Consider the following 22,934-nt stretch of genomic DNA (forward strand, 5'->3'; position numbering starts at 1 on the left):
GAGATAGTTTATGAATGTGTTTGCCCCGGAGGCGGCGGAATTCGCCGCGAAATATACGGATCTGGCGTCTCCGCGATTGGGGGCCGAGGTCACCTTTGCGACTGATGATTTTTTTGCCGACAAGGCACGCCTGATAGATTCAGCCGATCCGGTTTTCACTGCCGACAAATACGATGATAACGGCAAATGGATGGATGGGTGGGAAAGTCGCCGAAAGCGCGGGGAGGGCTTCGATCACTGTATCGTCCGTCTTGGCCTGCCGGGAATTATCCGCGCCGTCGATATTGACACAAGTCACTTTACCGGCAATTTCCCGCCGGCGGCCTCGATTGATGCCTGTCATGTGAATGGGGAGCCGTCGGCGGAGACGGACTGGACGGAAATCGTCCCGGCGGTGACCCTTGCCGGGAACAGCCACCATGTGGTTGCCGTCGCGAATGTTGAGACATGGAGTCATTTACGGCTCAATATCTATCCCGATGGCGGTGTCGCCCGGCTCCGTGTCTACGGCGAGGTGCAATGTAACTGGGAGACGCGGGACGCCAACGAAATTGTTGATCTCGCCGCGCTCGTCAATGGCGGGCGCGGGGTCGCGGCCAGTGACCAGCATTACGGCTCTCCGTCCAATATTCTGGCACCGGGGCGTGGGATCAATATGGGCGATGGCTGGGAAACCCGCCGCCGCCGTGAACCCGGTAATGACTGGGCAATCATCGCTCTCGGCCATCCAGGAGTGATTTCGAAAATTGAGGTCGATACGGCTCATTTCAAAGGCAATTTCCCGGATCGTTGCTCAATTCAGGCGGCTTTGGTGACTGGCGGCACTGACGCGTCCCTGATCCCCCAGAGCATGTTCTGGAAAACGCTGCTGCCCGAACAGAAGCTTTCCATGGATAACATCCATGACTTCACGGGTGAAATTGAAAATATCGGCCCGGTCAACCATGTCAGGCTGAATATCATTCCCGATGGCGGGATAAGCCGCCTCCGGCTGTTTGGAAAGATCGGCGGGGGGCGCCATGAAACTTGAAATAACGCCGCTCACGAAAGAGGCTTTCGCCGCCTTTGGTGACGTGATCGAGACCGATGGTGCCCAGAATTTCGAGATCAATAACGGCTCAACCGTCCGCTACCATGATCTGGCGAACATCGAGACAGACGCCAAAGTTCTGGTGAATATCTTTCGCGCGGCCCCCCTCGATTATCCGGTCAGCGTCAAGATGGTGGAACGCCACCCCAAAGGCAGCCAGGCCTTCTTCCCGCTCGACAACCGCCCCTATCTGGTGCTGGTCGCGCCGAAGGGGGAAACAGTGGCCGCAAAAGATCTTCGTGCCTTTACGGCGGGGGGGCGGCAGGGCGTGAACTATCACGCGGGCACTTGGCATCACCCGGTTCTGGCGCTCGAGGCGGTCAGTGACTTTCTGGTGATCGATCGCGGCGGTGAGGGGGAGAATTGCGACGAAATCTATTTCGACGCCGAGGATATCCGTCTCGCGCTATAATTTTGTCCTGTAATGGTAACTGTAGAGAATGTCGTTAAAGCCCATTCTTTCCCAGAATGCCTGCCCCGATGCATTAGTCGTGACGACCTGAAGATAGGCGGTCCCGATTCCCTGATCGCGGGCTTGGCCCATGAGGGCGAGAGTGATCCGGGCGGCGAGCCCTTGTCTTTGATACGCGGGGTTGGTGGCGAATTCAAAAAGGCCAAGATGAGCATTCGAGCCAACACCAAGACCACAGGCAACGATTTTGCCCTCCTTTTCGATATGCGCGCAGAGAAGCGGGAGATTCACCTGCATCAGCATGTCACGGAAAATTCTTTGTTGACGCGGGTTCTGCCCGGTCAGCGCCGCCAGCCCTTTCAACCACGCGGGCGTGGGGGTGTCACTGATCATAACGTCATTCACGGCGGCCTGGCTGCCAAGACCGGCAAGCGACCGGGTCCGCACCTCAGTGTTGCGAGAGCGGCTGTATCCCCGCTGATCGAGCAGCGGGTCAAGCTCCGGTTCGGCGAGCGGGGTCAGCCGGAAATGACAAGGTTGCCGCCGTCCCGCATAGACTTCCTCGCAATGAGTGATTTTTGCCTCCAGCGGAAGTTTTCCGCGGTGGATCACATTGACCGAATTGGCACGATGTGTATGGTTCCGGGCAAAGCGGATAAGCCAGCCGTCATAGTTCTCGGTCTCGAGTGCAGGGATAGCAGCTAGCGAATGGGTTTCGATTTCGGTAATCATCTCGCGCACAAAAATCGGGTCTGGGTTGAAGAAGGCTTGAATTCGCATGAAGGCCAGCAATAATCAAGGACATTCTGTCTCAGGAGAGCAACGCTGCCAATGGCTTCACTTTTAACCACAGCTCCGGCCCGGTTGCTGGCGGCGTGCCTCGTTGTCATGGGGGTCATTGCTCTTCTGTTCTTCACAGTGGTGGACTTGCGGCCACAGATATCGCCGGATTTTTTCTTCGGTCCGAACGATCCGGAACTGGCACAGTCCACCCGCATCCACGATCTTTTTCCCGCCGACGAGTTCCTGGTAATCAGTGCCGCCGGTGATGACATTTTTTCGGTGCGATATCTTGAGCGGCTCGCCGCCTTTTCTTCCGATCTCTCGCGTATTGCGGGGATTAGCCGTCTGGTCAGTGTCGTCGATGGTCCGGAGACCGTTGCGACAGCGATGAAAAGCCCGTTCTGGCGCCCGCTCCTGATCAGTGACGACAGCCATGCGACCCTGGTCATAGCCTTTATGGACGCGGCGGACCCGTCGCATGTCATTACCGAAATCGAGGCAGCGGCCCGCCTGTTTGACGAAGGCGATGCATTCCACATCCGCCTGTCCGGCATGCCCTATATTACGGAGCAGATAAAGCGCAGTCTGGTCTATGATTTTCGGCTTTTCAGCGGCGCGGCGCTGGCGATATTCTTCGTGCTTTTAATGATTGTTTTCCGCTCTGCAGTGATCGCCTTGGGCGCGAGCATGAGCGGGATTACGGCGGTTTTCCTGACCCTGCTACTCCTCCAGATGATTGGCCAACCGGTCGGTATCCTGACAGCCAACCTCGCGGTCATTGTCTTTGTCCTCGCGCAGTCACAGATTATCTATCTTACCTCCAACTGGCGGCGGCGGACCGAAACAGATCCGCTTGCGGCCGTGAAAAAAGCGGTTCACCAGACCTTCGGCGCGTCCTTCTGGTGCATGGTGACGACACTTCTGGGCTTCACAACCCTGCTTGCCGTCGCCGCCGAACCGCTGCGTCAACTTGGCACGGGCGGCATTGCCGGCGCACTTTCGGCCCTTATTTGTAGCTTCGTCCTCTATCCAGCTTTTCTGTTGTTCGCGGTGCGAAAGCCGCGCTCGGAAAGCCCTGCGGCCCCGGCGCGAGACATTCCGCGCCGCACGAAGCTCGCAGGATACGGGATCGGGGGTGTCCTGCTGGTGATCGCCGGGGTTGCCCTCCCCGGACTGTTGACACTGAACACAGACCCGGGCCTGCTGTCCTATTTCAAGGAGGGATCGGATATCCGCGCCGGCCTCGCCTTTATTGATAAAAACGGTGGCAGCAGCCCGCTGAAACTCGTCGTCCGGCGCGAGAACGGCGAACGACTGGACAGCGAGGTCGGGTACGAAGCCATGTGGAAATTGCATAACGAACTCGCCGCTCAGAAGGAGGTGGGAACGGTGATCTCACTTCCCGCGCTGATGGCCGAGGCTAATAACCATCCGCTTGCCTTTCTACTGCCCTGGCGCGAGATTATCAGCGTGCTGTCAATGGATATGAACCAGCGGATCGCAGACAATTTTCTTACCGAGGTCCGCCGGGACACTCTGTTCCTTCTTCGCATGAAGGAGGAGGGACGGCAGCAGGACCGCACGGAGATTACGGCGAAACTGCACCGGATTGTCACCGAGGCTGGGTTTGAACCGGTCCTCACTGGCGGGGTTTATGTGCTGCAGGGGCGGTTGTCCGATCTGGTCGCTAAGAGTTTGCTTGTCGGCAGCGCCTATCTGATCGGTGCCTTTGGCGCCCTTGCCTGGTGGATCAGTCGCGATGGCGCTGTCACGGCGGCGATGACGGTAACGGCGGCCTTGATCCCGCTGGTTATTCTGGGCGCGGCTGGCTGGTTCCGGGTTCCCATCGATGTCATTTCCGCCCCCGCCGCCACGGTCAGCTTCGGGATTGCCGTCGATGCCCTGATCCATCTTGCGCTGGCGCTCAAGCGCTATCGACGGAGCCACGGCGCGAAAGCCGCCTGGCACCTTGCCCTCCGTGAACAATCTACCGGGGTGATTGTGTCCACGGCAGTGATTGCTGCGGGGTTTGTTATTTTTTCGCTTTCCGGTTTTCCACCGATTGCCCGTTTCGGCAGCGCCATCGTTCTTGGCGCGATATTCGCCGGACTGGCGACCCTTACCCTGTTCCCGCTTCTGGCCCAAGGCTTCGGCCGCATTGGTCGTCGCGCATGAAACTCAATTTCCCTGAAACCGGTCTGCCGGTCGCTAATATCCTGCCGGATCTGGCGGCGGCTCTTTCAACCGCCCCGGCGGTGATATTGCAGGCGGCTCCCGGGGCCGGCAAGACGACATTGGTACCGCTTTTTCTGCTGAAGGCTGGCTTATGCGGAAACCGGAAAATTATCATGCTGGAACCGCGTCGTCTGGCCGCCCGCGCCGCCGCCCGGCGGATGGCTGACCTGCTGGGTGAGGAGGTCGGTGACACGGTAGGCTATCGTGTCCGTCTTGACAGCCGGGTAAGTGCGCGGACCCGGATCGAGGTCGTGACAGAGGGGATTCTCACCCGGCGAATGCAGGACGATCCGGAACTTGCCGATGTCGGGATCATTATCTTCGATGAATTCCACGAACGCAGCCTGCAGACGGATCTCGGCCTCGCGCTTGTTCGGCAGGTACAGGAGATATTGCGTGCGGACCTGAAACTTGTTGTCATGTCGGCAACGCTGGAAACAGAAAGACTGGCCGCGTTCCTGAACGACGCACCCGTCCTCCGGAGTGTTGGTCGCCAGTTCCTGGTGGAGACGCGCTTTCTTGACCGGCCGCCAACGGGCCGCCCGGAACGGGAGGTGGCTCTGGCGGTCGAACAGGCGCTTGCAAACGATTCCGGGGATATCCTCGTCTTTCTGCCGGGGGCGGGGGAAATCAATCGCGCTCAGGCGATGCTTGGAGGGGCCTCGTCCCGCGCTGGGGCGGTGCTCGTTCCGCTCTATGGAAACCTCCCCCAGAAAGAACAGGACAGGGCGATACTGGCGGACGCCGAAGGGCGGCGCAAGATTGTTCTCTCCACCGATATCGCGGAGACCAGCCTGACCATTGAAGGCGTGCGGATCGTGATTGACGCGGGGCTTGCCCGATATCCGCGCTTTGATCCCAACAGCGGTATGAGCCGGCTGGAAACACGGCGCGTCTCCCGCGCCTCGGCGGATCAGCGGCGGGGGCGGGCAGGACGTCTCGGCCCCGGCGTCTGCTATCGTCTCTGGACCGCCGCTGAGGATCGCGGGCTCATTGAGCATGCGGAGCCGGAAATCGTCACGGCGGATTTAAGCGCCCTCCTGCTGGAACTGGCCAAATGGGGGGTCTGCGACGTCGCCGACCTTGCGTGGATGACGGTTCCACCGCCCGGTCCGGTGGCACAGGGGCGGGATATGCTGACCGCGCTCGGCGCGCTTGATCCGGCGGGGAAGATCACGGCGCTCGGCGAAAAAATCGTCCGTCTGCCGCTGCATCCCCGGTTAGCGGGCATGGTGATCCGCGCGCGTGCCCTGAAGGCGCAAGCGCTCGCCTGCGATATCGCCGCACTGCTGTCGGAGCGCGATATCCTGTCCCGCGACAGGGAGGCCCCCAATGCCGACCTTCGCGACCGGCTTGAGATGTTGGCATCCAGCCGTCACCGGTCGGGGAAAGGCGCGGGGGCGCTTGGACAGGTTGCACGGGTCAGCCGCGATATCGCCCGGCGTCTGAAAGTGACGCCGGAGCCGTTCGATCCGGCAAAAAGCGGTGCGTTGCTGGCTTTCGCCTATTCCGACCGTATCGGGGAGCTGCGCGAAGGCAGCATGGTTCAGTATCGCCTGTCCGGCGGTCGCGGCGCGCGCCTTGCTGATAATGATAAGCTGCAGGGGGAGCCTTATCTGGTCGCCGCTGATCTGGACGGCAAGGGACGGGAGGCGACGATACGCCTTGCTGCCCCGATTACTCATGCGGAAATTGAACAGGGGTTTGCCGCGGATATTCTAAGTCTTCGCCGGGTATTTTGGGACGAGAAGAAAGAGCGGGTCCTTGCGGTGAGCGAGAGGAAACTCGGGGCGTTGGTGCTCGAGTGCAAACGCCTCAAGTCACCGGAGCCCGCGGAAATCTCTGCGGCGCTGCTGTCGGCAATCCGGCAAAAGGGCCTGACCGTTCTGCCGTTTGATGAGGACAGCCGGTCGCTCATGGATCGCCTGTGCTTTGCGGCGGTTCACCAGCCGAACGGCGGTTGGCCCGACTCGTCGGAGGAGACCTTGTTGGCAACCCTCGATGACTGGCTGCTCCCGTTTCTTGGGCCGCTATCGACTCTAGCGGGTCTGAAAAAGCTGAATATCCGGGAAATTCTGCTGGCTCAGCTTGACTGGGACCAGCAGAAATCCCTCGACAGAATTGCGCCTGAGCGGATCGTCGTGCCGAGCGGATCCACCATCCGCCTTGACTATTCCAACCCGCAGCATCCGGTTCTCGCCGTCCGCCTGCAGGAAGTCTTCGGACTTGAGGACTTGCCCAAGCTGGCCAACGGGGCGGTTGCCATTACGGCGCATTTACTATCACCCGCCCGGCGTCCCGTCCAGATCACGGAGGACCTCGCAAGCTTTTGGAGCACGACCTACGGCGATGTCAAAAAGGACTTGAAAGGCCGCTACCCCAGGCATTACTGGCCCGATGATCCCCTGCAGGCGGAGGCAACGGCGAAGCTGAAACCGCGCCCGGGCAGAGGGACTAGCCGATAATCGCGACACAGGCGAGAAGGATGAACAACTCGCTGATTTGCTGGACAGCACCGAGGACATCGCCAGTCTGACCGCCGATCTGACGATAGGCAACAGCGCCTATCAGCGCCGCGCCGATAATGGCGGCGAGCAGGGCGATGGCGCCAATGGACGCACCAAGGATCAGGATGGCAATCAGAACGGTGAGGAGCGTCGCGCCCAGGACCGCCATAATCTCCGGCTGTCCCGCCCCCCGGCCAAGCCCGTCGTCGCGCGCGGGCGGCAGCAGGTAAAGCGCCCAGCCCATCAGACCGCGACTAATTGATGACGCCGCGACCAGCAGGGCGAACACCATCAGCGGATCCTCAATCTCGCTGATTGCGGCGGCCTTTATCCCGATAACGAGGATCAGGGTGACCACCGCATAGGTGCCCACGTGGCTGTCGCGCATAATAGTGAGCTTGCTGTCCCTGTCCGTGCCGCCACCGAACCCGTCGGCGACATCAGCGATCGCATCCTCATGCAGGGCGCCGGTCAGCATAACTTGTGCGGCAATGGCGATGAGGGCGGCGACGAGCGAGGGCAGGCCGAACATGGTGGCCAGCACATATAACGTGCCGGAGAGACCACCGACGATCAGTCCGACAAGCGGGAAGGCGCGGCAGGCAGTTCGGAGCGCGCCCATCCCAAAGGTAAATCCGGGACGGATTGGAAGGCGGGTTAAAAAGACCAGCGCCACCGCAACATCCTGAATCCAGCCGCCCTTAAACGGCGGGAGGTCTTGCATCGGCTCTTCAGTCATGATCTGCCTGTTTCAATATCTGCGGTATGCCCGCCGTGACAAAATAAACTGTTTCCGCCGCCGCTGCCAGACGTTGATGCAGTCGCCCCGCATGATCGCGGAAGGCACGCGCGAGGGCGTTATCAGGAACAATGCCTTGTCCGACCTCGTTAGAAACGAAAAGGACAGGCCCCGGCAGGTCAGGGAGCGCCAAGACCAATCGCTCAATTGCGCCCACCACCGGCATCTCCCGTCCCATGACATTGCTGAGCCACAAGGTCAGGCAGTCGACAAGAATAATATTATGTTTTGTGGAATGTTTCTCTAGCGCAGCGGTGAGATTAAGGGGTTCCTCGACCGTGGTCCAGCCGATCCCGCGTTCTTCCTGATGGCGGCTGATCCGCGCTGTCATTTCACCATCAAAGGCCTCAGACGTAGCGAGATAAACACGGGAACGCCCAGACCCAACAGCCAGCTCTTCGGCAAACTTGCTTTTGCCCGATCGCGCGCCGCCGAGAATGAGGGTAACCGGGGATATTCTGTTTCCACTCATTTTATGCCTTGTCAATCAAATGGATGAAGGAGCCTGCTATCGAGCCCGCGATGGCACCGGCACTGCCGAGGTCGATCCCCCGGGCATCACAGATGTCAAACAGGGACGGGGCGGCATTTTCGGCCGTGATGCTGGCATAATGAAATTCATGAGCGGTAAAACTGCTATTTTTATTCCCAAGAATGCTATTGTTCGAAAGCTGGGCGCGGCGATAACCAAGATGCAGTTTTGGCGCGGCGAAGGAGGTTTGAACAGGCAGCAGACCAAGCATTTCATGGGACTGTTCTGCCTTGTCCGTCAGGCTTTCGCCGAGCACCATGAAGCCGCCGCATTCGCCATAAATCGATAGACTTGCTTCAGCTGCGCTTCGGAGAGCGGATTTAAAATTTTCGGCGCGCGCCAGTCTCTCACAATAGAGTTCCGGATAGCCGCCGGGCAGGAAAATCGCATCGCTGCCCGCCGCTGGTCCTTCATCGGCAAGCGGTGAGAAAAAGCTGAGTTCCACCCCGGCGTTGCGCCATCCGGCCAGCAGATGGGGATAAGTGAAGGCAAAGGCATCGTCCTCTGCTACCGCCATTTTTTGGCCCAGCGGCGGGAGGGGGGCGGCTTTGGATGAGCCGGGGGTAAGGCCGCACGGTGTCGTCGCTGTTCGCAGGAGCGCGTCGAGATCGCAATGGGCCTCGATACTGTCCGCAGCGGCATCGAGAAAGGCATTGAGCTCAGCATTCTCGCGCGCCTGCACAAGGCCAAGGTGACGATGGTCAAGCGCGAGCCCGTCCAATCTTGGCAGGAACCCTAGCGCCAGGATACCAGCTTTTTCCGCTGCCTCCCGCAGCAGGCGGACATGGCCCGGGCCGCCTACCTTGTTGAAAATAACGCCGCTGAGCCGAACATCATTGCGAAAACTGTTAAAGCCTTGCAGCAGGGCGGCAACGCTCGCCGCCTGACCCTTGGCATCGACCACAAGAACCAGCGGAATCCCCCAGTCGGCGGCGACGTCGGCGGTAGAGCCGCGCCCGTCCTGCGCCCCGTCGAATAAACCCATGACTCCCTCGCCAATGACAATGTCACTGTCGGCGAGCACGTCTTGCAAAATGGCGGATTGCATGTCCGGCCGCATCGCCCAGGGATCGAGGTTGGAACAGGCGCGCCCGGAAGCGGCCGCATGGAAGGCGGGATCGATATAGTCCGGCCCGACCTTGAAAGAGCCGACCCTGTGCCCGCGCCGACGAAGAGCCCGCAACAAGGCAAGTGTTATCGTCGTCTTGCCGGAGCCGGAGGCAGGCGCCGCGATCAGGAGAGCGGGGGCCGAGTGCGCCACGCTATTTCGCCGTTTTGCTGGCAAGGAATTCGCTGTACCAGTCAAGGTCCGGGCGGAGTTTGACAACTTCACCGATGACGATAAGGGCGGGCGGTTTCAGGCCGCTTTTCTCAACATCTGCGGTGACATGCTCAAGAGTACTGACGATGACTTGCTGTTCGTCCGTCGTCGCCTTGAAGATAACGGCAACCGGCTCATCCTTTGGCCGTCCGAACCCGATCAGCCGTTCGGTGATAATCGCGATGTGCTTGAGCGCCATATACAGCACAATCACCGGCGAGCCCTTGGCGATATGCTCCCATTTGACATTGGGTACGGCGCCGCTGGCGTCATGACCGGTGAGGAAGGTAACCGCCGAATTGGTTTCCCGGTGGGTAAGCGGAATGCCCGCATAGGCCAGACCGCCAACCCCGGACGAAATACCCGGGATAACCCGGAACGGGATATCATGGGCGGCAAGCATCAGGGCTTCCTCGCCACCGCGGCCGAAGATATAGGGATCTCCGCCCTTCAGCCGCAGCACCTTTTTCCCCTCCCGCGCGAGCGTAATCAGCCGCTCGGTAATATCCTTTTGCTTCGGCGACGGCTTGCCGCCGCGCTTGCCCGCATATTCAAGCAACGTATCGGGCCCGGTCAGCTCGAGGATGTCCTGCCCGACGAGGGCGTCATATACCAAAACATCGGCTTGTCGCAGCGCTTCGTAGGCATACAGCGTGAGCAGGCCGGCGTCTCCGGGACCCGCGCCCACCAGCCAGACTGACCCCGTTTCGAACACCGGCATTTTGCTTGTAATTCTATTCATAATTCTCTTTTACACATCTATGGCGATCCCGCCTAGCCATCTGTCCCACAGCCGCTTATAAATGTTTTTATGAAAGAAAAAAATGCAAAAGAGTTGCGCTATGGCTGGACGACGGGGGCCTGTGCCACCGCCGCGACCAAGGCGGCTCTGACGGCATTTTTTGATGGTGGCTTTCCGGACCCGGTGATGATTACCCTGCCCAAGGGCCAGACGCCCGCCTTTGCGTTGGCGACGGAGGAAAAGGGCACCGATTTCGCCCGTGTCAGCATTATCAAGGATGCGGGGGATGATCCGGATGTCACCCATCTTGCCCGGATAATCGTGACAGTTCGGAAAAGCGACGGCGGCATCGTTTTCCGGGCGGGCGCGGGCGTTGGCATGGTCACCAAGGAAGGATTGCCGATTGCCGTGGGCGAGGCGGCCATCAATCCGGTGCCGCGTAAAATGATGCGTGAGGTTACATGCGAAGTCGCCGCCGCCTTCGGACAACCCGCGGATATTGAAATTGAGATCGGCGTTGAGAATGGTGAGGAACTGGCCCGCCATACCATGAACGGACGGCTTGGTATTATCGGCGGACTCTCCATCCTCGGTACGACGGGCATTGTCGTGCCCTATAGCTGCGCATCATGGATCGCCTCGATCCATCGGGGGATTGATGTCGCCCGAGCCGCCAGCGAACCTCATCTCGCGGCGAGTACCGGCTCGACGTCGGAAAAGGCCGTGGCCGATCTCTATGGCCTGCCGGAATTCGCATTGCTAGACATGGGAGATTTTGCGGGCGGCGTCCTTAAGTATATCCGGACTCATCCGGTGCCGTGGCTAACTTTCGCAGGCGGATTTGGGAAAATCACTAAACTTGCGCAAGGCTGCATGGATTTGCATTCTGGGCGCAGCAGTGTCGACTTCACTTTTCTGGCTGACCAGCTTGCCGGGCTTGGTGCGGGAGCGGAGTTGGTGGCGGAAACGCGCGATGCCAACACGGCGATGCAGGTGTTTGAATGGGCGCAGCGCGCACAACTCCCCCTCGCCGATAGGGTTGCGAACAAGGCACGGGCGATTGCCGTTGGGATTGCGGGGGATGAGACCCGTATCGATGTACTGATCTTTGACCGTGCGGGCGCGCTGGTGGGCCGAAGTGATGGCTGACGTAACCTCCATCCTGCTGATCGGCGGTACGCAGGAAGCGGTTCAGCTCAACACGGCACTGGCTAAGCGACCCGATGTTCGCCTTATTACCTCACTTGCGGGGCGCACCACCAGTCCGGCGGCGTTGCAGGGCGAGGTCGTGACCGGCGGGTTCGGCGGCGCGGACGGCCTCTCCCGGTTCCTAACAAAGCAAAAAATTGATTGCGTTATCGATGCCAGCCATCCCTTTGCCGCCGCAATCACCCACACGGCATATACCGTCTGCAAGGATCAGGGTATTGATTTCCGGCGCTACCAGCGGCCAGCATGGGAACCGACCGTAGAAGATCGCTGGATTGTGGCCGGCGACATGACCGCCGCGGCGGACAGGCTGGATGGATTTGCGCGTATCTTTCTTACCGTGGGGCGTCAGGAGCTGGCGGCTTTTGAGCATATTGAGAACAGGTTTTTCCTTGTCCGTAGTATTGAGACAGGTGAATTCGCTCCCCCGCATTCCGAGGTCCGTTTCATCCGCGCGCGTGGGCCGTTCACGATCGCTCGAGAGATAGCACTCCTGCAGGACTGGAAAATTGATTTGCTGATTGCCAAGAACAGTGGCGGGAATGCCACCTACGCCAAGATTGATGCCGCCCGCCGCCTCAATATCCCCGTGCTGATGATCGACCGGCCGGAGAGACCAGACTGCCACAGCTATTCAAGTCTAGACGTCCTGCTGACGAGCCTTCCCGCCTAGCCTGCCCAAAAAGTCAGGCCTTGCGTTTAGGCCGCAGCACATGCACATGATCCGCATGATAGAGCGCGCTGTCGCGATATCCCTTGGCGTCCAGCACCCGACCGACGATGATCAGAGCGGTGCGGGTGATTTTCTCGGCGCGGACCTTCTCGCGAATATCCGAAAGCGTTCCGCGAATGATGCTTTCATCGGGCCAACTCGCGCGGAAGACCACAGCGACCGGGCAGTCTTCGCCATAATGCGGAATGAGTTCGGCGGTCACGACGCGAAGGTTACGCACTGAAAGATGAATGGCCATGGTGGCGCCAGAGGCCCCGAGTGTTGATAGATCCTCCCGGTTCGGCATGGCGGTCGCCTTCATCGAGGTCCGGGTGAGGATGACGGTCTGGCTGACCTCGGGCAGGGTGAACTCGGTCTTTAGCGTCGCCGCCACGGCGGCAAAGGCCGGCACGCCCGGCGTAATGACATAATCGATGCCGAGATCGTCAAGGCGGCGCATTTGCTCGCCAATCGCTCCGTAAAGACAGGGATCGCCGGAATGCACCCGCGCGATATCAAAGCCTTGATCATGCGCCTTGACCATTTCGCCGATGATATCGTCAAGGGTGAGCGGGGCGGTATCGATGATCAATGCGTCTTCGGGGGCGTGGGTCAGGATTTCCTTTGGCACCAGCGATCCCGCATAGAGGCAGACAGGGCAGGCGGCGATCTGGTCACGACCGCGCAGGGTAATCAGGTCGGCGGCACCGGGTCCGGCGCCAATAAAATAAACGGTCATTTTTCTGTTCCTGTTTTGAGGGCCTGCTTGTTCATTTTCCCGGCATAGCCGCGCGGGGTGTAGACCCAGCTTTTCGCACCGGAATTGGTGGTGGTCAATCGGCTCTCACTCGAACCGACCATGACCAGCGTCAACATGTCGACTTGCTCCGGGTCGAGATCGACGAGCGGAACAAAGGTCACGCTCTCGGTCTCGCGCCCCAAGTTGCGGGCAATGATGACGGGGGTTTGCTCCGGTCGGTGGCGGAGCAGGATTTCCTTCGCCACCTGAAGCTGCGTCCTCCGCTTCATCGAGACCGGGTTATAGAAGGAAATGACAAAATCGCCCTCTGCGGCGGCGGTAATCCGGCTTTCAATCACCTCCCAGGGAGTGAGCAGGTCGGAAAGGGAAATAGTGCAAAAATCATGGCCGAGCGGGGCGCCGCTCCGGGCCGCGGCCGCCTGCAGGGCGGAGATGCCGGGGGTGACTTCTATATCGAGACGGTCCCAGCCTGCTTTTTGCTCCCGTTCGATCAGTTCGAATACCAGCGTCGCCATGGCATAGATGCCAATATCGCCCGAAGAGATGAGCGCGACATTACGGCCCTCCGCGGCCAGGTCAAGGGCGGCGCGCACCCGCGTTTCCTCCTCGCCGAGGCCGAAATCATGGCGGGTTTTCCCAGCAATGCGGCTCCCCAGAAGGTCGAGATAAAGGCTATAGGCGACAAGGTCGGTGGCCTCCCCGATCAGGCGGCTTGCCTCCGGTGTGCGCCACGCGTCCTGACCGGGGCCGATACCGATCACCGAAAGCTTGCCCTGAATTTTCCCGACTGCATGGGCGTCAATCGGCATGATGGCCTCGGCAAGGGCGCAGGTCGCCCGTTTGGATTTCGCCTTGGGCACGATGAGGGTGCCGGACGATCCCGCCGCGGCCAGCGCTGCGCCCTCACTGACGCCGTGACAGCCGACTTCGCGAAAAACGATATCGGAGGGCGTGGCGAGGCGCGGGGTTTCGCTCTCCAGCCGTGCGGCATCGAAAAACCGGGGCGCCAGACCGAAATGGGCGGCGACCGAATGAATTGCCCGCTCATCCGCTTTTACGTCAATGGAACCGACCCAACCGATGGCAAGTGGGCTCAGGTTGTTTCGTTCAATCACCTCTTTCACCAAGGTGATTACCTCGGACGGGTCCGTGTTCCGTTCACAGCCAAGACCGAGGGCAAGGGATTTTGGGTGGTAGACCAGCTTGCCCGTGTCTCCGGCAACGGCCTTGGTCGTGACCTCGATACAGAGGGAGCCGTCTTCCGCGATAGGCAGATCGGATTGCGCAAGCCAGTCATGGGCGCCCGTCAGGCGGATTTTCTCACCGTCCCGTAATTTTCCGACAAAGGCCTTCATATCCTGCGGGTTGGCAATTTCGAGACCAGCGGGAGGGGAATCGAGGGCGATATTGTAATGAATGTCGCTGGTCGTTGTAATGGCCGCATGGGTGCTGAAGGCGTCGGCGATTTCCCGCGCGAGCGCATTGGCGCCGTGATGGCCGCCGAGCAGGGGAACGACGCTGCCTCCGTCATCGGCCATGGCAATCACCGGCGGCTCAGAGAGTTTGTCTGCCAGCACCGGCGCCAGACAGCGGATCAGGATTGCCGAGGCGCAGAGCCCGATAATCGGCGCCCCGCTCCGGAACAGTTCCTGCAGATGGGCGGCGGTTTGCGGAAAGGCGATATCGGCGTCCGTCACACGGCCCCTGAGGCCGTGGATGAGCGCTTCGGGATAAAGCTGTTGCAGTTTTCGGGCGGTCGGCCGGGCGCTGTCATTGAGCAGGATGATGGCAAGGGGCGGTGTCATTTCCATGCCTGCCCCCGCTTATGGATCAGGATCATCGAGAAATAAGGCGCCGCATCGGCGGGGACGTCAGCAAGTGGCAGGATTTTCTGCGCCGCCATGGTGGCACGTTCGATATAGCGGGCGTTATCGGTGAGGCCGAGTTCCGATATCAGATCGCGGACCCGCTCAAAATGCCGGCCGACCTTCATGATCGCGGCGCTGTCGGTATCGCGCAGGCGGGCCGCCAGAATGTCGGAGGGAAGCGGCGCGGGCAGCACGGTCAGGATATCATTGCGGGCCGACAACGGCGATTGCAGGGCCGTCGCACAGGCCGTGAGTGAGGAGACGCCGGGCACCACCTCAACCGGGAAATGTTCGGCGATTCGACCAAAGAGATACATGAAGGAGCCATAGAAGAACGGATCGCCCTCGCAAAGAACTGCGACATCCTGTCCCTGATCAAGATGTTTACCAATTTCCTCTGCCGCCGCATCATAGACAGTCTGGGCGGGGGCGCGTTCCACGGTCATGGGGATACGGATGGCAATCTCGATTTTCGGCGTGGTCAGGTGCGGCGCGATAATGGCGCGGGCGAGGCTGTCGCCATCCTCCAAAGCCGGATAGGCCAGCACCGGTGCAGCCTGCAGGAGTTTCAGTGCCTTGAGCGTAATAAGGTCCGGGTCCCCGGGACCGATCCCGAGGCCGTAGAGCGTCCCTGTCATTCTTTTACCAATCTTAACTGTGTGACCTGACGGAAGGGCTTCCAGCCGGTGAAGCCGCCGATTTTCTCTGCGCGGGAAATGTTAAGCCGTGTCAGGCGGCCGCCAAACGCGCTATGAATTTCAAAAAGCCGCTGTTCGCCCTCAAGGGTGACGGCGTTGGCGACCAGCCGTCCGCCGGGCTTAAGGGCCTGCCAGCCGCCTTCAAACACACCATCATTCGTCAGCCCGCCGCCGATGAAAATGGCGTCGGGGGCTTCTATGTCGTGACAGGCGTCCGGGGCTCGGCCCTTGACGATTTTAAGGCCCGGGACACCAAGGGCCCGGCAATTTTGCTCGATAAGGCCGATGCGGTCCTTGCGGGACTCAATGGCAATGGCGCGGTTGGCGGGGTGACAGCGCATCCATTCAATGGCGATGGAACCGCATCCGGCGCCAATATCCCAGAGGAGCTGGCGGTTGAGGGGGGTGAGGGCAGCGAGGGTCGCGCCCCTGATTTCCTGCTTGGTAAGCTGCCCGTCATGGACAAAGGCGTCATCTGGCAACCCCGGTGAGGTCTGATAGATCTTGGCGGCGGGAGCATCGGGACATTTGATGGCCACGGTATTCAGGTTCCGATAGCTCGTGCCGGTGAGGTCCTGCGCGACGATTTTATGGATCTCTTCGTCTACGCCGCCCATATGCTCAAGGATCGTGAGCTCGCTCTGCCCAAACCCCCGTTCAGTGAGTAGCTTTGCAACATCGGCGGGCGTCTCGCCGCTGTCGGAAAGGGCGAGAATTCTGGCCGCTGGCGTGAGATGTGGGATCAGTAATTCCAGTGGCCGTCCATGTAGGGTGAGGGTTTCTGTATTTGTCAGGTCCCACCCAAGCCGGGCGGCGGCGAGGCTGAAGGCGGACAGGGCGGGGTAGATGGCCAGCTCCCGCGCTGGCAATCGCTTGGCAAAGGTGACGCCGATCCCGTACTGCATGGGGTCCCCGGTCGCGAGAATGCATATTTCCTCGCCGCGCCGGGCCATAATCTCGTCCACGAGAACCATCAATGGGCTCGGCCAGCTACGCCGCTCTCGTCCGTCATCGGGAAGCATGGCAAGATGCCGCTCCCCGCCCACGAGAAGGGTGGCGCTGGCAATCGCCGCCCGGGCATCGGGCCCAAGACGGTCCAGTCCTTCCTCGCCGATGCCGACAATGCTGAGCCAGGCCGTCACGCGGCGGCTCCGGCAAGACTGGCGGCGGCATTTACGGCGGCGGCGGCCATGGCACTCCCGCCCTTGCGGCCGCGAATGGTGATGAAGGGCACGCCGATGGCGCTTCTGATCAGGGCGTCCTTCGATTCCGCAGCCCCGACAAATCCGACCGGAAAGGCAAAGATAGCGGCAGGTTTCGGCGCTCCCGCCTCAAGCAGTTCCAGCAGATGAAACAACGCCGTGGGCGCATTGCCAAAGACTACGACGGCGCCTGCCAAACGCTCTATCCAAAGCTCAATAGCTGCGGCGGAGCGGGTCGTTTTCAGGCGCTGGGCATTGACCGGGACTTCGGCATTATTGAGCGTACAGATAACGTCGTTGTTCGCGGGCAGGAGCCGGCGGATAATGCCATGGGTCACCATTTCGCAATCGGACAGGATCGGCGCACCCTCGCGGATTGCGGCAACGGCTGCTGCCGCCACCCCTTCGCTATAGGCAAGGTCGGGCAGGATTTCTGGCATCCCGCAGGCATGGATGATCCGGGTGGCAATGCTCTGCATGTCGCGCGCCATGCCGGTGAAGTCCGTTTCCGCCCGAATGGTCGAAAAGGATTTCTCATAGATCGACTTGGGATCGCGAAGATAGTCATACATGATCAGCTAGCCGTCTTTTTTCATGCTGACTGGCCCGAGGGGGTGATCGGCGTGAGGGTAGGGATGATGGTGATGATCATGTGTGTCGTGGGAATGGCCGTCTCCATGGGAATGTTCGTGATCGTGAGATTCTTCGCCGTGAGGATGATGATGCGGGTGGTCATGGGAGTGGTCGTGGTTATGGGAATGTCCGTTGGTGGCGGCACCGGCGGCATTGATCCCTTCCACATGGTGGTGGTGGCTTTCCTGTTTCAGGCCGACCTCGTCCTCGAAGCCGAGCGCTTGCTCCCGGTATTTGCACATGCCGCAGTTCATGTTGTTTTCCCCGGCGAGAATTTCTGACACCCGTTCGGCGAAGCTGTCAAGCACCAGCGGATGATCATTGAGGTACGGCGCCTTAATAAACTCAATCTCCGGATGGGCGGCCGCGACCTTGTCCGTGTAGTCGTAGATGCGATTCACAAGGATGCCGGTAAACAGGAAGTAGGGGAAGACGACAATCCGCTTGTAGCCGAGCTTCGCCGCATGTTCCAGACCCGGTTCCACCAGCGGGAAGGTGACGCCGGAATAGACCGTCTCACCCCAGCCGAAGCCGAGACCTTCCCAGAGCAGACGCATAACCTTGGTGACGTTGGAATTGGCATCCGGATCGGAGGCCCCGCGTCCGACAACGACCAACATGGTTTCATGCATGGGAACGTTCTGTTCCGCGGCCGCCAAGGCTTCGCGGATACGGTCCCCGGCGGCGCGGATCATCTTGAGATCGATGCCAAGTTCCCGGCCGTAGGAGATTTTAAGGCCCTCATGCTCAGCGGCATAGCGGTTGAGCACCGAGGGGATATCATTCTTGGCATGTCCCGCCGCGAACAGCATGCCCGGAATGGCGAGAATGTGGTTATGCCCACTTTCGCGGAGACGGTCGAGGCCCTCGCGGATAATCGGCGTGGCAAACTCGAGAAAGCCGGAATCCACCTGATATTGTGGCAATCGTTCGGCAATTCCCTTCGCCACCGCTGCGAATTCGGTCACTGCGCCGTTATCGCGGCTGCCGTGGCCACAGACCATTACGCCATATTTATCTGTCATGTCTTGCTCCAGTTTGCGCGGGCTGTCTCGCGCGCGAAAAATAGTTTTAACGGGGCGGAACGCCCATTGCCAATAAATTCAGGATTGACGCTGCGCTGCGCCCATATCATCTTGCTGCGATGACCAGCATAATCTTTGGGCCCGGCTCGGCCTTTTTTACCCCACCGCTGATTGTCTTGCTGGCTTGTCTTATCGATGCGCTGGTGGGCGATCCGCCAGCACTCTATCGCCAGGTATCTCATCCGGTTGTCCTGATCGGATCGATGATTTCGCTGCTGGAAAAATACCTTAACCCCCTGAAAGGCAGCACTCTCCGGCGATTCATTGGCGGTGCGCTGACAACGGCGATTGTTATCCTTCTCGCCGTCTTTGCCGGGGTGCTGATTGCCCTCCTTTGTGACGCGCTGCCCCTCGGTATCGTTCTTCTTGCAATACTGGCCAGCAGCCTGATTGCCGGGCGCAGCCTTTTTGATCATGTCGAGGGGGTTGCGGTCGGGCTCGAGCAGGGCCTCGACACCGGGCGCAGGGCGATTGCCCATATTGTTGGCCGCGACCCGGAGAGCCTGGACGAAGCCGCCGTTTCCCGGGCGGCAATCGAATCGCTGGCCGAGAATTTCTCCGATGGAGTCGTCGCCCCGGTATTCTGGTTCGTCCTGCTCGGTCTGCCCGGGCTTCTCGGTTACAAGGCGATCAATACCCTCGACAGCATGATCGGGCATCACAGCGAGCGGTATGAATATTTTGGCAAGGCAGCGGCGCGCCTCGACGATCTGGTGAATTATATTCCGGCGCGGCTGACCGGCGCCCTGATTGTGGCCGCGGCTTATTGGCAGACCGGGGCCGATGGTCGCTGGGCCTGGGCGGCGGTGCGCCACGATGCGGCGCGGCACCGCAGCCCCAACGCGGGCTGGCCGGAGGCGGCAATGGCGGGTGCGCTCGGCATCGCCCTTGCGGGTCCTCGAACCTATGCCGGGAAAGAGGTCCGCGACCATTGGATGAATGCCCCGGGTCGGCGTAGCGTTGGCCCGGCGGACATTCGCGCCGCGCTTAAAGTCTATGGCCTCGCCTGCGGGCTGCTGGCAATTCTGCTGGTTGTCCTCGCCGCCGTGTTTGCGGTTGCTAATTAGCATTTTCGGCGACCTCCAGCAGTGCGTCGATATTGAGATATTGCTCCATATGTTCTGCCAATTTATCTAAAGTACCCTCCACAACTATTTCAAAATTATCAAGTTTCTCTTTTCTTATTTTAAACCGGTTAAGAAAATTATACCTAAATTCATCAGAGGAGAATATTCCGTGCAGGTAGCCTCCCATAATCCGGCTGTTAGCTGATATCGCCCCGTCCGGGCCCGAGGTGAGGGTGAACATCGGACGGTTGAGAGCAGCGCCGTCACAGCGGCCCACATGCATATGATAGCCGGAAATCGCAGCGCCCGTCAGATGGTCGGTGCCGTGTTCCTCTACCAGCTTTTTATCGGGACCGAGTTCGGTGTCGAAATCGAGCAGGCCAAGACCGTCGATCTCCCGGATCGGGCCTTCGATCCCGCCCGGGTCGCGAAGCCGGCGGCCCAGCATCTGGTATCCGGCGCACAGGCCGAACACTGTTCCGCCCTGACGGACATGCGCATGAATATCGATATCCCAGCCTTGCGCCCGGACAAACTCCATATCTGCAAGCGTTGTTTTGGAGCCGGGCAGCAGGATCACGTCCATGCTATGGGGAATTGTCTCTCCGGCGCGCACCATATGGACGGCAACGCCGGGTTCGGCCAGCAGCGGATCGAGATCGTCGAAATTCGCGATGCGGGAGAGGACAGGCACTGCGATGTTGATCACGCCCTCGCGGGCCGGCCTTGAGGTGATTGAGAAGGCATCCTCGGGCGGCAGTTTATGGGCATCAGCGAAAAAGGGAAGAACGCCGAAGCTTTCAAGCCCGGTTTTCTCGCTAATAATGGCAAGACCCGCATCGAACAGCGACAGGTCGCCCCGGAATTTATTGACGAGATATCCCTTTGTCCGCCTCTGCTCGGACGGGGACAGAAGCATATGGGTGCCGACGATCTGGGCGATGATACCGCCGCGATCAATGTCGCCCGCAAGGATAACCGGCACATCGGCGGCCTCGGCGAAGCCCATATTGGCAATATCATGAGCGCGCAGATTAAGCTCGGCCGGGCTGCCCGCGCCCTCGATGAGCACAAGATCAGCACCTTCGCCAATGCGGGCGAAACTCTCCAGCACCCGGCACAGTAAGGCGGGCTTCATTGCCTGATACTGCCGTGCCGTTGCATTGCCGTGGATTTTTCCCTGAACTATCACCTGCGCACCGGTCTCCGTCTGCGGTTTCAACAGGACCGGATTCATGTCATTGCGGAGCGGCGTTCGTGCCGCGCGCGCCTGCAGGGCCTGCGCCCGCCCGATCTCGCCGCCCTCGATGGTGACGGCGGCATTGTTCGACATGTTCTGCGGCTTGAACGGTCGGACGATAAGCCCCCGGTTGCTGCAAGCGCGGGCCAGACCAGCGACAAGCAGCGACTTGCCGACATCAGACCCCGTTCCCTGCAGCATGAGGGCAGCAGTCATCAGAATTCGATCCCGACCTGTGCCTTGACGCCGGAGCGGAAGGGATGCTTGATCTGGGTCATTTCGGTGACGAGATCGGCAATCTCGATCAATTCGTCCTTGGCATTGCGGCCCGTCACGACGACGTGCAACTTCTCCGGCTTGTTTTTGAGAAACTCAACCACAGCGGCAAGCGGCAGGCTGTCATAGCGCAGCACGATATTGAGCTCGTCGAGGATCACCATATTATAGGCGGGATTGTCGCCCCGGCTCGCCTCGATCATCGCCTTGGATTTCTCCCAGGCGCTTTCGGCGGCGCGGATATCGCGCTCGCGGTCCTGCGTCTCCCAGGTAAAGCCCTCGCCCATCGCATGGATCTCGATCTGGTCGGGGAAAGCCTCCAGCACCTTGCGCTCGCCCGTTTCCCACTTGCCTTTCACATATTGCACAACGCCGACTTTCATGCCGTTACCGATGGCACGGGCGGCGAGACCGAAGGCCGCCGTTGATTTGCCCTTGCCCTTGCCGGTATGGACGATGAGAAGGCCTTTCTCGATGGTTTTTGTAGCCAGCATTTTGTCGCGTGAAGCTTTCTTTTTCGCCGCTTTTTCATTGGCGCGGGCGATTTCTTCCGGTGTTAAATTCGGGCTCATGAGGTTTCTCCCTGTCGTATTCTTGTCAGTTCATCATGGATTGTATTGCGGCGGGGGCGCCAGAGGCCGCGGTCCAGCGCCTCCTGAAACTTATCGGCCATCTCTTTGAGAGCATCGGGATTATTCTCGCGCAAGAAATCGCGCACTTTCTCATCCATCAGATAGGCATCGAATACTGCCTCGAAATGATGGTCCTTGACGGCCTGAGCGGTGGCGGCGAAGGCGAAGAGATAATCGACGGTTGCCGCCATCTCGAACGCGCCCTTGTAACCATGGCGCATCACGCCATCGATCCATTTCGGATTGACGACGCGGGCGCGGACGACGCGGCCGACCTCTTCTTCCAACGTTCTGATCTTGGGGCTTTCGGGACGAGAATGATCATTGTGATAGACGATCGGCTGTGATCCCTTGAGATGGCGCACCGCCGCTGTCACGCCGCCCTCAAACTGGTAATAATCGTCACTATCGAGCAGGTCATGCTCCCTATTGTCCTGATTATGGATAACGGCCTCTACCTGCCCAAGCCGGCGTTCGAACAGGCCATGCTCGGCGACACCCTCTTCGCCGGCGCCATAGGCATAGCCGCCCCAGGCGACATAGGCGCGGGCCAGATCGCCGGTTTCACTCCAGCCGTTTTCATCCATCAACGCCTGCAGCCCGGCCCCATAGGCGCCGGGCTTGGAACCGAACAGCCGATAGGCGGCGCGCTTGGTCGCAATTTCCGGCGATAATCCGGATTTCACCAGGTCGGCGACATCCGATTTCACGCGTGCGGCAAGCGGGTTGGTTTTCTCATCCTCCTCAAGCGCCGCGACATCGCGAACAGCGCTATCGAACAGCGCCATCTGTTGTGGAAAGGCGTCGCGGAAAAAGCCGGAAACCCGTAACGTCACATCGACCCGTGGCCGGTCGAGCAGGCTGGCGGGCAGTATTTCAAAGCCGGTCACCCGGTTGGATGCCTTGTCCCAGGTCGGGCGCACTCCCATCAGGGCGAGGGCCTGCGCGATATCGTCGCCACCGGTCCGCATGTTGGAGGTGCCCCAAGCGCTGAGGATCATGGTTCTGGGCCAGGCGCCATTTTCCTGCCGGAAGCGGTCGATCAGAAGTCCGGCAGATTTCCACCCCAAAAGCCAGCCGGTCGGCGTCGGCACGGCGCGGCTATCTACAGAGTAGAAATTCCCTCCCGTC

Annotated in this window: 21 protein-coding genes; 7 read left to right on the top strand and 14 right to left on the bottom strand. The window is 60.0% G+C overall.

Going from position 1 to position 22,934, the window contains the following annotated elements:
- Window positions 1-10 precede the first annotated feature (10 nt).
- The gene (gene alc / locus ACESNI_RS04230) at window positions 11-1,030 is read left to right on the top strand and encodes an allantoicase (protein WP_373085223.1); all 1,020 of its coding nucleotides are present in this window, start codon (window positions 11-13) and stop codon (window positions 1,028-1,030) included.
- A complete protein-coding gene (locus ACESNI_RS04235) occupies window positions 1,020-1,502 on the top strand; it encodes an ureidoglycolate lyase (protein ID WP_373085224.1) in 483 nt (160 codons plus the stop codon). The genes alc and ACESNI_RS04235 overlap by 11 nt, the downstream gene beginning before the upstream one ends.
- On the opposite strand, the gene ACESNI_RS04240 is transcribed toward ACESNI_RS04235, so the two are convergent.
- Window positions 1,497-2,282, bottom strand: coding sequence for a GNAT family N-acetyltransferase (locus tag ACESNI_RS04240; RefSeq protein WP_373085225.1), 786 nt, complete (start codon window positions 2,280-2,282; stop codon window positions 1,497-1,499). The two genes, ACESNI_RS04235 and ACESNI_RS04240, sit on opposite strands and share 6 nt — an antisense overlap.
- 51 nt (window positions 2,283-2,333) lie before the next feature.
- Here ACESNI_RS04240 and ACESNI_RS04245 point away from each other — a divergent pair, with 51 nt between their 5' ends.
- Window positions 2,334-4,460, top strand: a complete 2,127-nt coding sequence (locus tag ACESNI_RS04245; protein ID WP_373085226.1) for an RND family transporter — start codon at window positions 2,334-2,336, stop codon at window positions 4,458-4,460.
- Window positions 4,457-6,985: an ATP-dependent helicase HrpB gene (gene hrpB / locus ACESNI_RS04250; RefSeq protein ID WP_373085227.1), complete on the top strand. Its 2,529-nt coding sequence runs from the start codon at window positions 4,457-4,459 to the stop codon at window positions 6,983-6,985. Before ACESNI_RS04245 ends, hrpB begins: the two co-directional genes overlap by 4 nt.
- Here the strand turns inward: hrpB and cobS are convergent.
- Genes cobS through cobA form a run of 4 tightly spaced genes read right to left on the bottom strand, consistent with a single transcriptional unit; the run spans window position 6,975 to window position 10,421 of the window.
- The gene (gene cobS / locus ACESNI_RS04255) at window positions 6,975-7,766 is read right to left on the bottom strand and encodes an adenosylcobinamide-GDP ribazoletransferase (RefSeq protein WP_373085229.1); all 792 of its coding nucleotides are present in this window, start codon (window positions 7,764-7,766) and stop codon (window positions 6,975-6,977) included. The two genes, hrpB and cobS, sit on opposite strands and share 11 nt — an antisense overlap.
- The gene (gene cobU / locus ACESNI_RS04260; RefSeq protein ID WP_373085230.1) at window positions 7,759-8,298 is read right to left on the bottom strand and encodes a bifunctional adenosylcobinamide kinase/adenosylcobinamide-phosphate guanylyltransferase; all 540 of its coding nucleotides are present in this window, start codon (window positions 8,296-8,298) and stop codon (window positions 7,759-7,761) included. The genes cobS and cobU overlap by 8 nt, the downstream gene beginning before the upstream one ends.
- A gap of 1 nt (window position 8,299) precedes the next feature.
- Window positions 8,300-9,619, bottom strand: a complete 1,320-nt coding sequence (locus ACESNI_RS04265) for a cobyrinate a,c-diamide synthase (protein WP_373085231.1) — start codon at window positions 9,617-9,619, stop codon at window positions 8,300-8,302.
- 1 nt (window position 9,620) lies between these two features.
- Window positions 9,621-10,421: a uroporphyrinogen-III C-methyltransferase gene (gene cobA / locus ACESNI_RS04270; protein WP_373085232.1), complete on the bottom strand. Its 801-nt coding sequence runs from the start codon at window positions 10,419-10,421 to the stop codon at window positions 9,621-9,623.
- A 69-nt stretch (window positions 10,422-10,490) separates the two neighbouring features.
- Between cobA and ACESNI_RS04275 the strand changes: the two genes are divergently transcribed.
- Complete coding sequence (locus tag ACESNI_RS04275) at window positions 10,491-11,570, top strand: cobalt-precorrin-5B (C(1))-methyltransferase (protein ID WP_373085233.1); 1,080 nt, start codon at window positions 10,491-10,493, stop codon at window positions 11,568-11,570.
- Window positions 11,563-12,303 carry a cobalt-precorrin-6A reductase gene (locus tag ACESNI_RS04280; RefSeq protein ID WP_373085234.1) on the top strand — a complete coding sequence of 247 codons (741 nt, stop codon included), beginning with the start codon at window positions 11,563-11,565 and terminating at the stop codon, window positions 12,301-12,303. The genes ACESNI_RS04275 and ACESNI_RS04280 overlap by 8 nt, the downstream gene beginning before the upstream one ends.
- A 13-nt stretch (window positions 12,304-12,316) precedes the next feature.
- Here ACESNI_RS04280 and cobM read toward each other — a convergent pair whose 3' ends face one another.
- The 6 genes from cobM to ACESNI_RS04310 are packed head-to-tail and all read right to left on the bottom strand — an operon-like array spanning window position 12,317 to window position 18,528.
- Window positions 12,317-13,081 (bottom strand): precorrin-4 C(11)-methyltransferase, encoded by a 765-nt coding sequence (gene cobM, locus ACESNI_RS04285; RefSeq protein ID WP_373085235.1) that lies wholly within the window; start codon window positions 13,079-13,081, stop codon window positions 12,317-12,319.
- Window positions 13,078-14,913, bottom strand: a complete 1,836-nt coding sequence (gene cobJ, locus ACESNI_RS04290) for a precorrin-3B C(17)-methyltransferase (protein ID WP_373085236.1) — start codon at window positions 14,911-14,913, stop codon at window positions 13,078-13,080. Before cobJ ends, cobM begins: the two co-directional genes overlap by 4 nt.
- Window positions 14,904-15,608 carry a precorrin-2 C(20)-methyltransferase gene (gene cobI / locus ACESNI_RS04295; RefSeq protein ID WP_373085237.1) on the bottom strand — a complete coding sequence of 235 codons (705 nt, stop codon included), beginning with the start codon at window positions 15,606-15,608 and terminating at the stop codon, window positions 14,904-14,906. Before cobI ends, cobJ begins: the two co-directional genes overlap by 10 nt.
- Window positions 15,605-16,810, bottom strand: a complete 1,206-nt coding sequence (cbiE, locus tag ACESNI_RS04300; protein ID WP_373085238.1) for a precorrin-6y C5,15-methyltransferase (decarboxylating) subunit CbiE — start codon at window positions 16,808-16,810, stop codon at window positions 15,605-15,607. The genes cobI and cbiE overlap by 4 nt, the downstream gene beginning before the upstream one ends.
- On the bottom strand, window positions 16,807-17,442 hold the full coding sequence (locus ACESNI_RS04305; RefSeq protein WP_373085239.1) for a precorrin-8X methylmutase: 636 nt from the start codon (window positions 17,440-17,442) through the stop codon (window positions 16,807-16,809). Before ACESNI_RS04305 ends, cbiE begins: the two co-directional genes overlap by 4 nt.
- Window positions 17,443-17,448: 6 nt before the next feature.
- Window positions 17,449-18,528: a sirohydrochlorin chelatase gene (locus ACESNI_RS04310; protein ID WP_373085240.1), complete on the bottom strand. Its 1,080-nt coding sequence runs from the start codon at window positions 18,526-18,528 to the stop codon at window positions 17,449-17,451.
- 119 nt (window positions 18,529-18,647) lie between these two features.
- On the opposite strand from ACESNI_RS04310, the gene cbiB reads away from it, so the two are divergent.
- Window positions 18,648-19,655: an adenosylcobinamide-phosphate synthase CbiB gene (gene cbiB, locus ACESNI_RS04315; protein WP_373085241.1), complete on the top strand. Its 1,008-nt coding sequence runs from the start codon at window positions 18,648-18,650 to the stop codon at window positions 19,653-19,655.
- Here the strand turns inward: cbiB and ACESNI_RS04320 are convergent.
- From ACESNI_RS04320 to ACESNI_RS04330, 3 genes are all read right to left on the bottom strand, one after another.
- Window positions 19,648-21,111 carry a cobyric acid synthase gene (locus tag ACESNI_RS04320; protein ID WP_373085243.1) on the bottom strand — a complete coding sequence of 488 codons (1,464 nt, stop codon included), beginning with the start codon at window positions 21,109-21,111 and terminating at the stop codon, window positions 19,648-19,650. The two genes, cbiB and ACESNI_RS04320, sit on opposite strands and share 8 nt — an antisense overlap.
- On the bottom strand, window positions 21,111-21,743 hold the full coding sequence (cobO, locus tag ACESNI_RS04325) for a cob(I)yrinic acid a,c-diamide adenosyltransferase (RefSeq protein ID WP_373085244.1): 633 nt from the start codon (window positions 21,741-21,743) through the stop codon (window positions 21,111-21,113). Before cobO ends, ACESNI_RS04320 begins: the two co-directional genes overlap by 1 nt.
- The coding region (locus ACESNI_RS04330) for a cobaltochelatase subunit CobN (protein ID WP_373085245.1) at window positions 21,740-22,934 on the bottom strand (1,195 nt) is incomplete at its 5' end. The genes cobO and ACESNI_RS04330, both read right to left, overlap by 4 nt.

Origin of the sequence: Sneathiella sp., assembly GCF_041689005.1 — a bacterium.
Classification (GTDB): Bacteria; Pseudomonadota; Alphaproteobacteria; order Sneathiellales; family Sneathiellaceae; genus Sneathiella.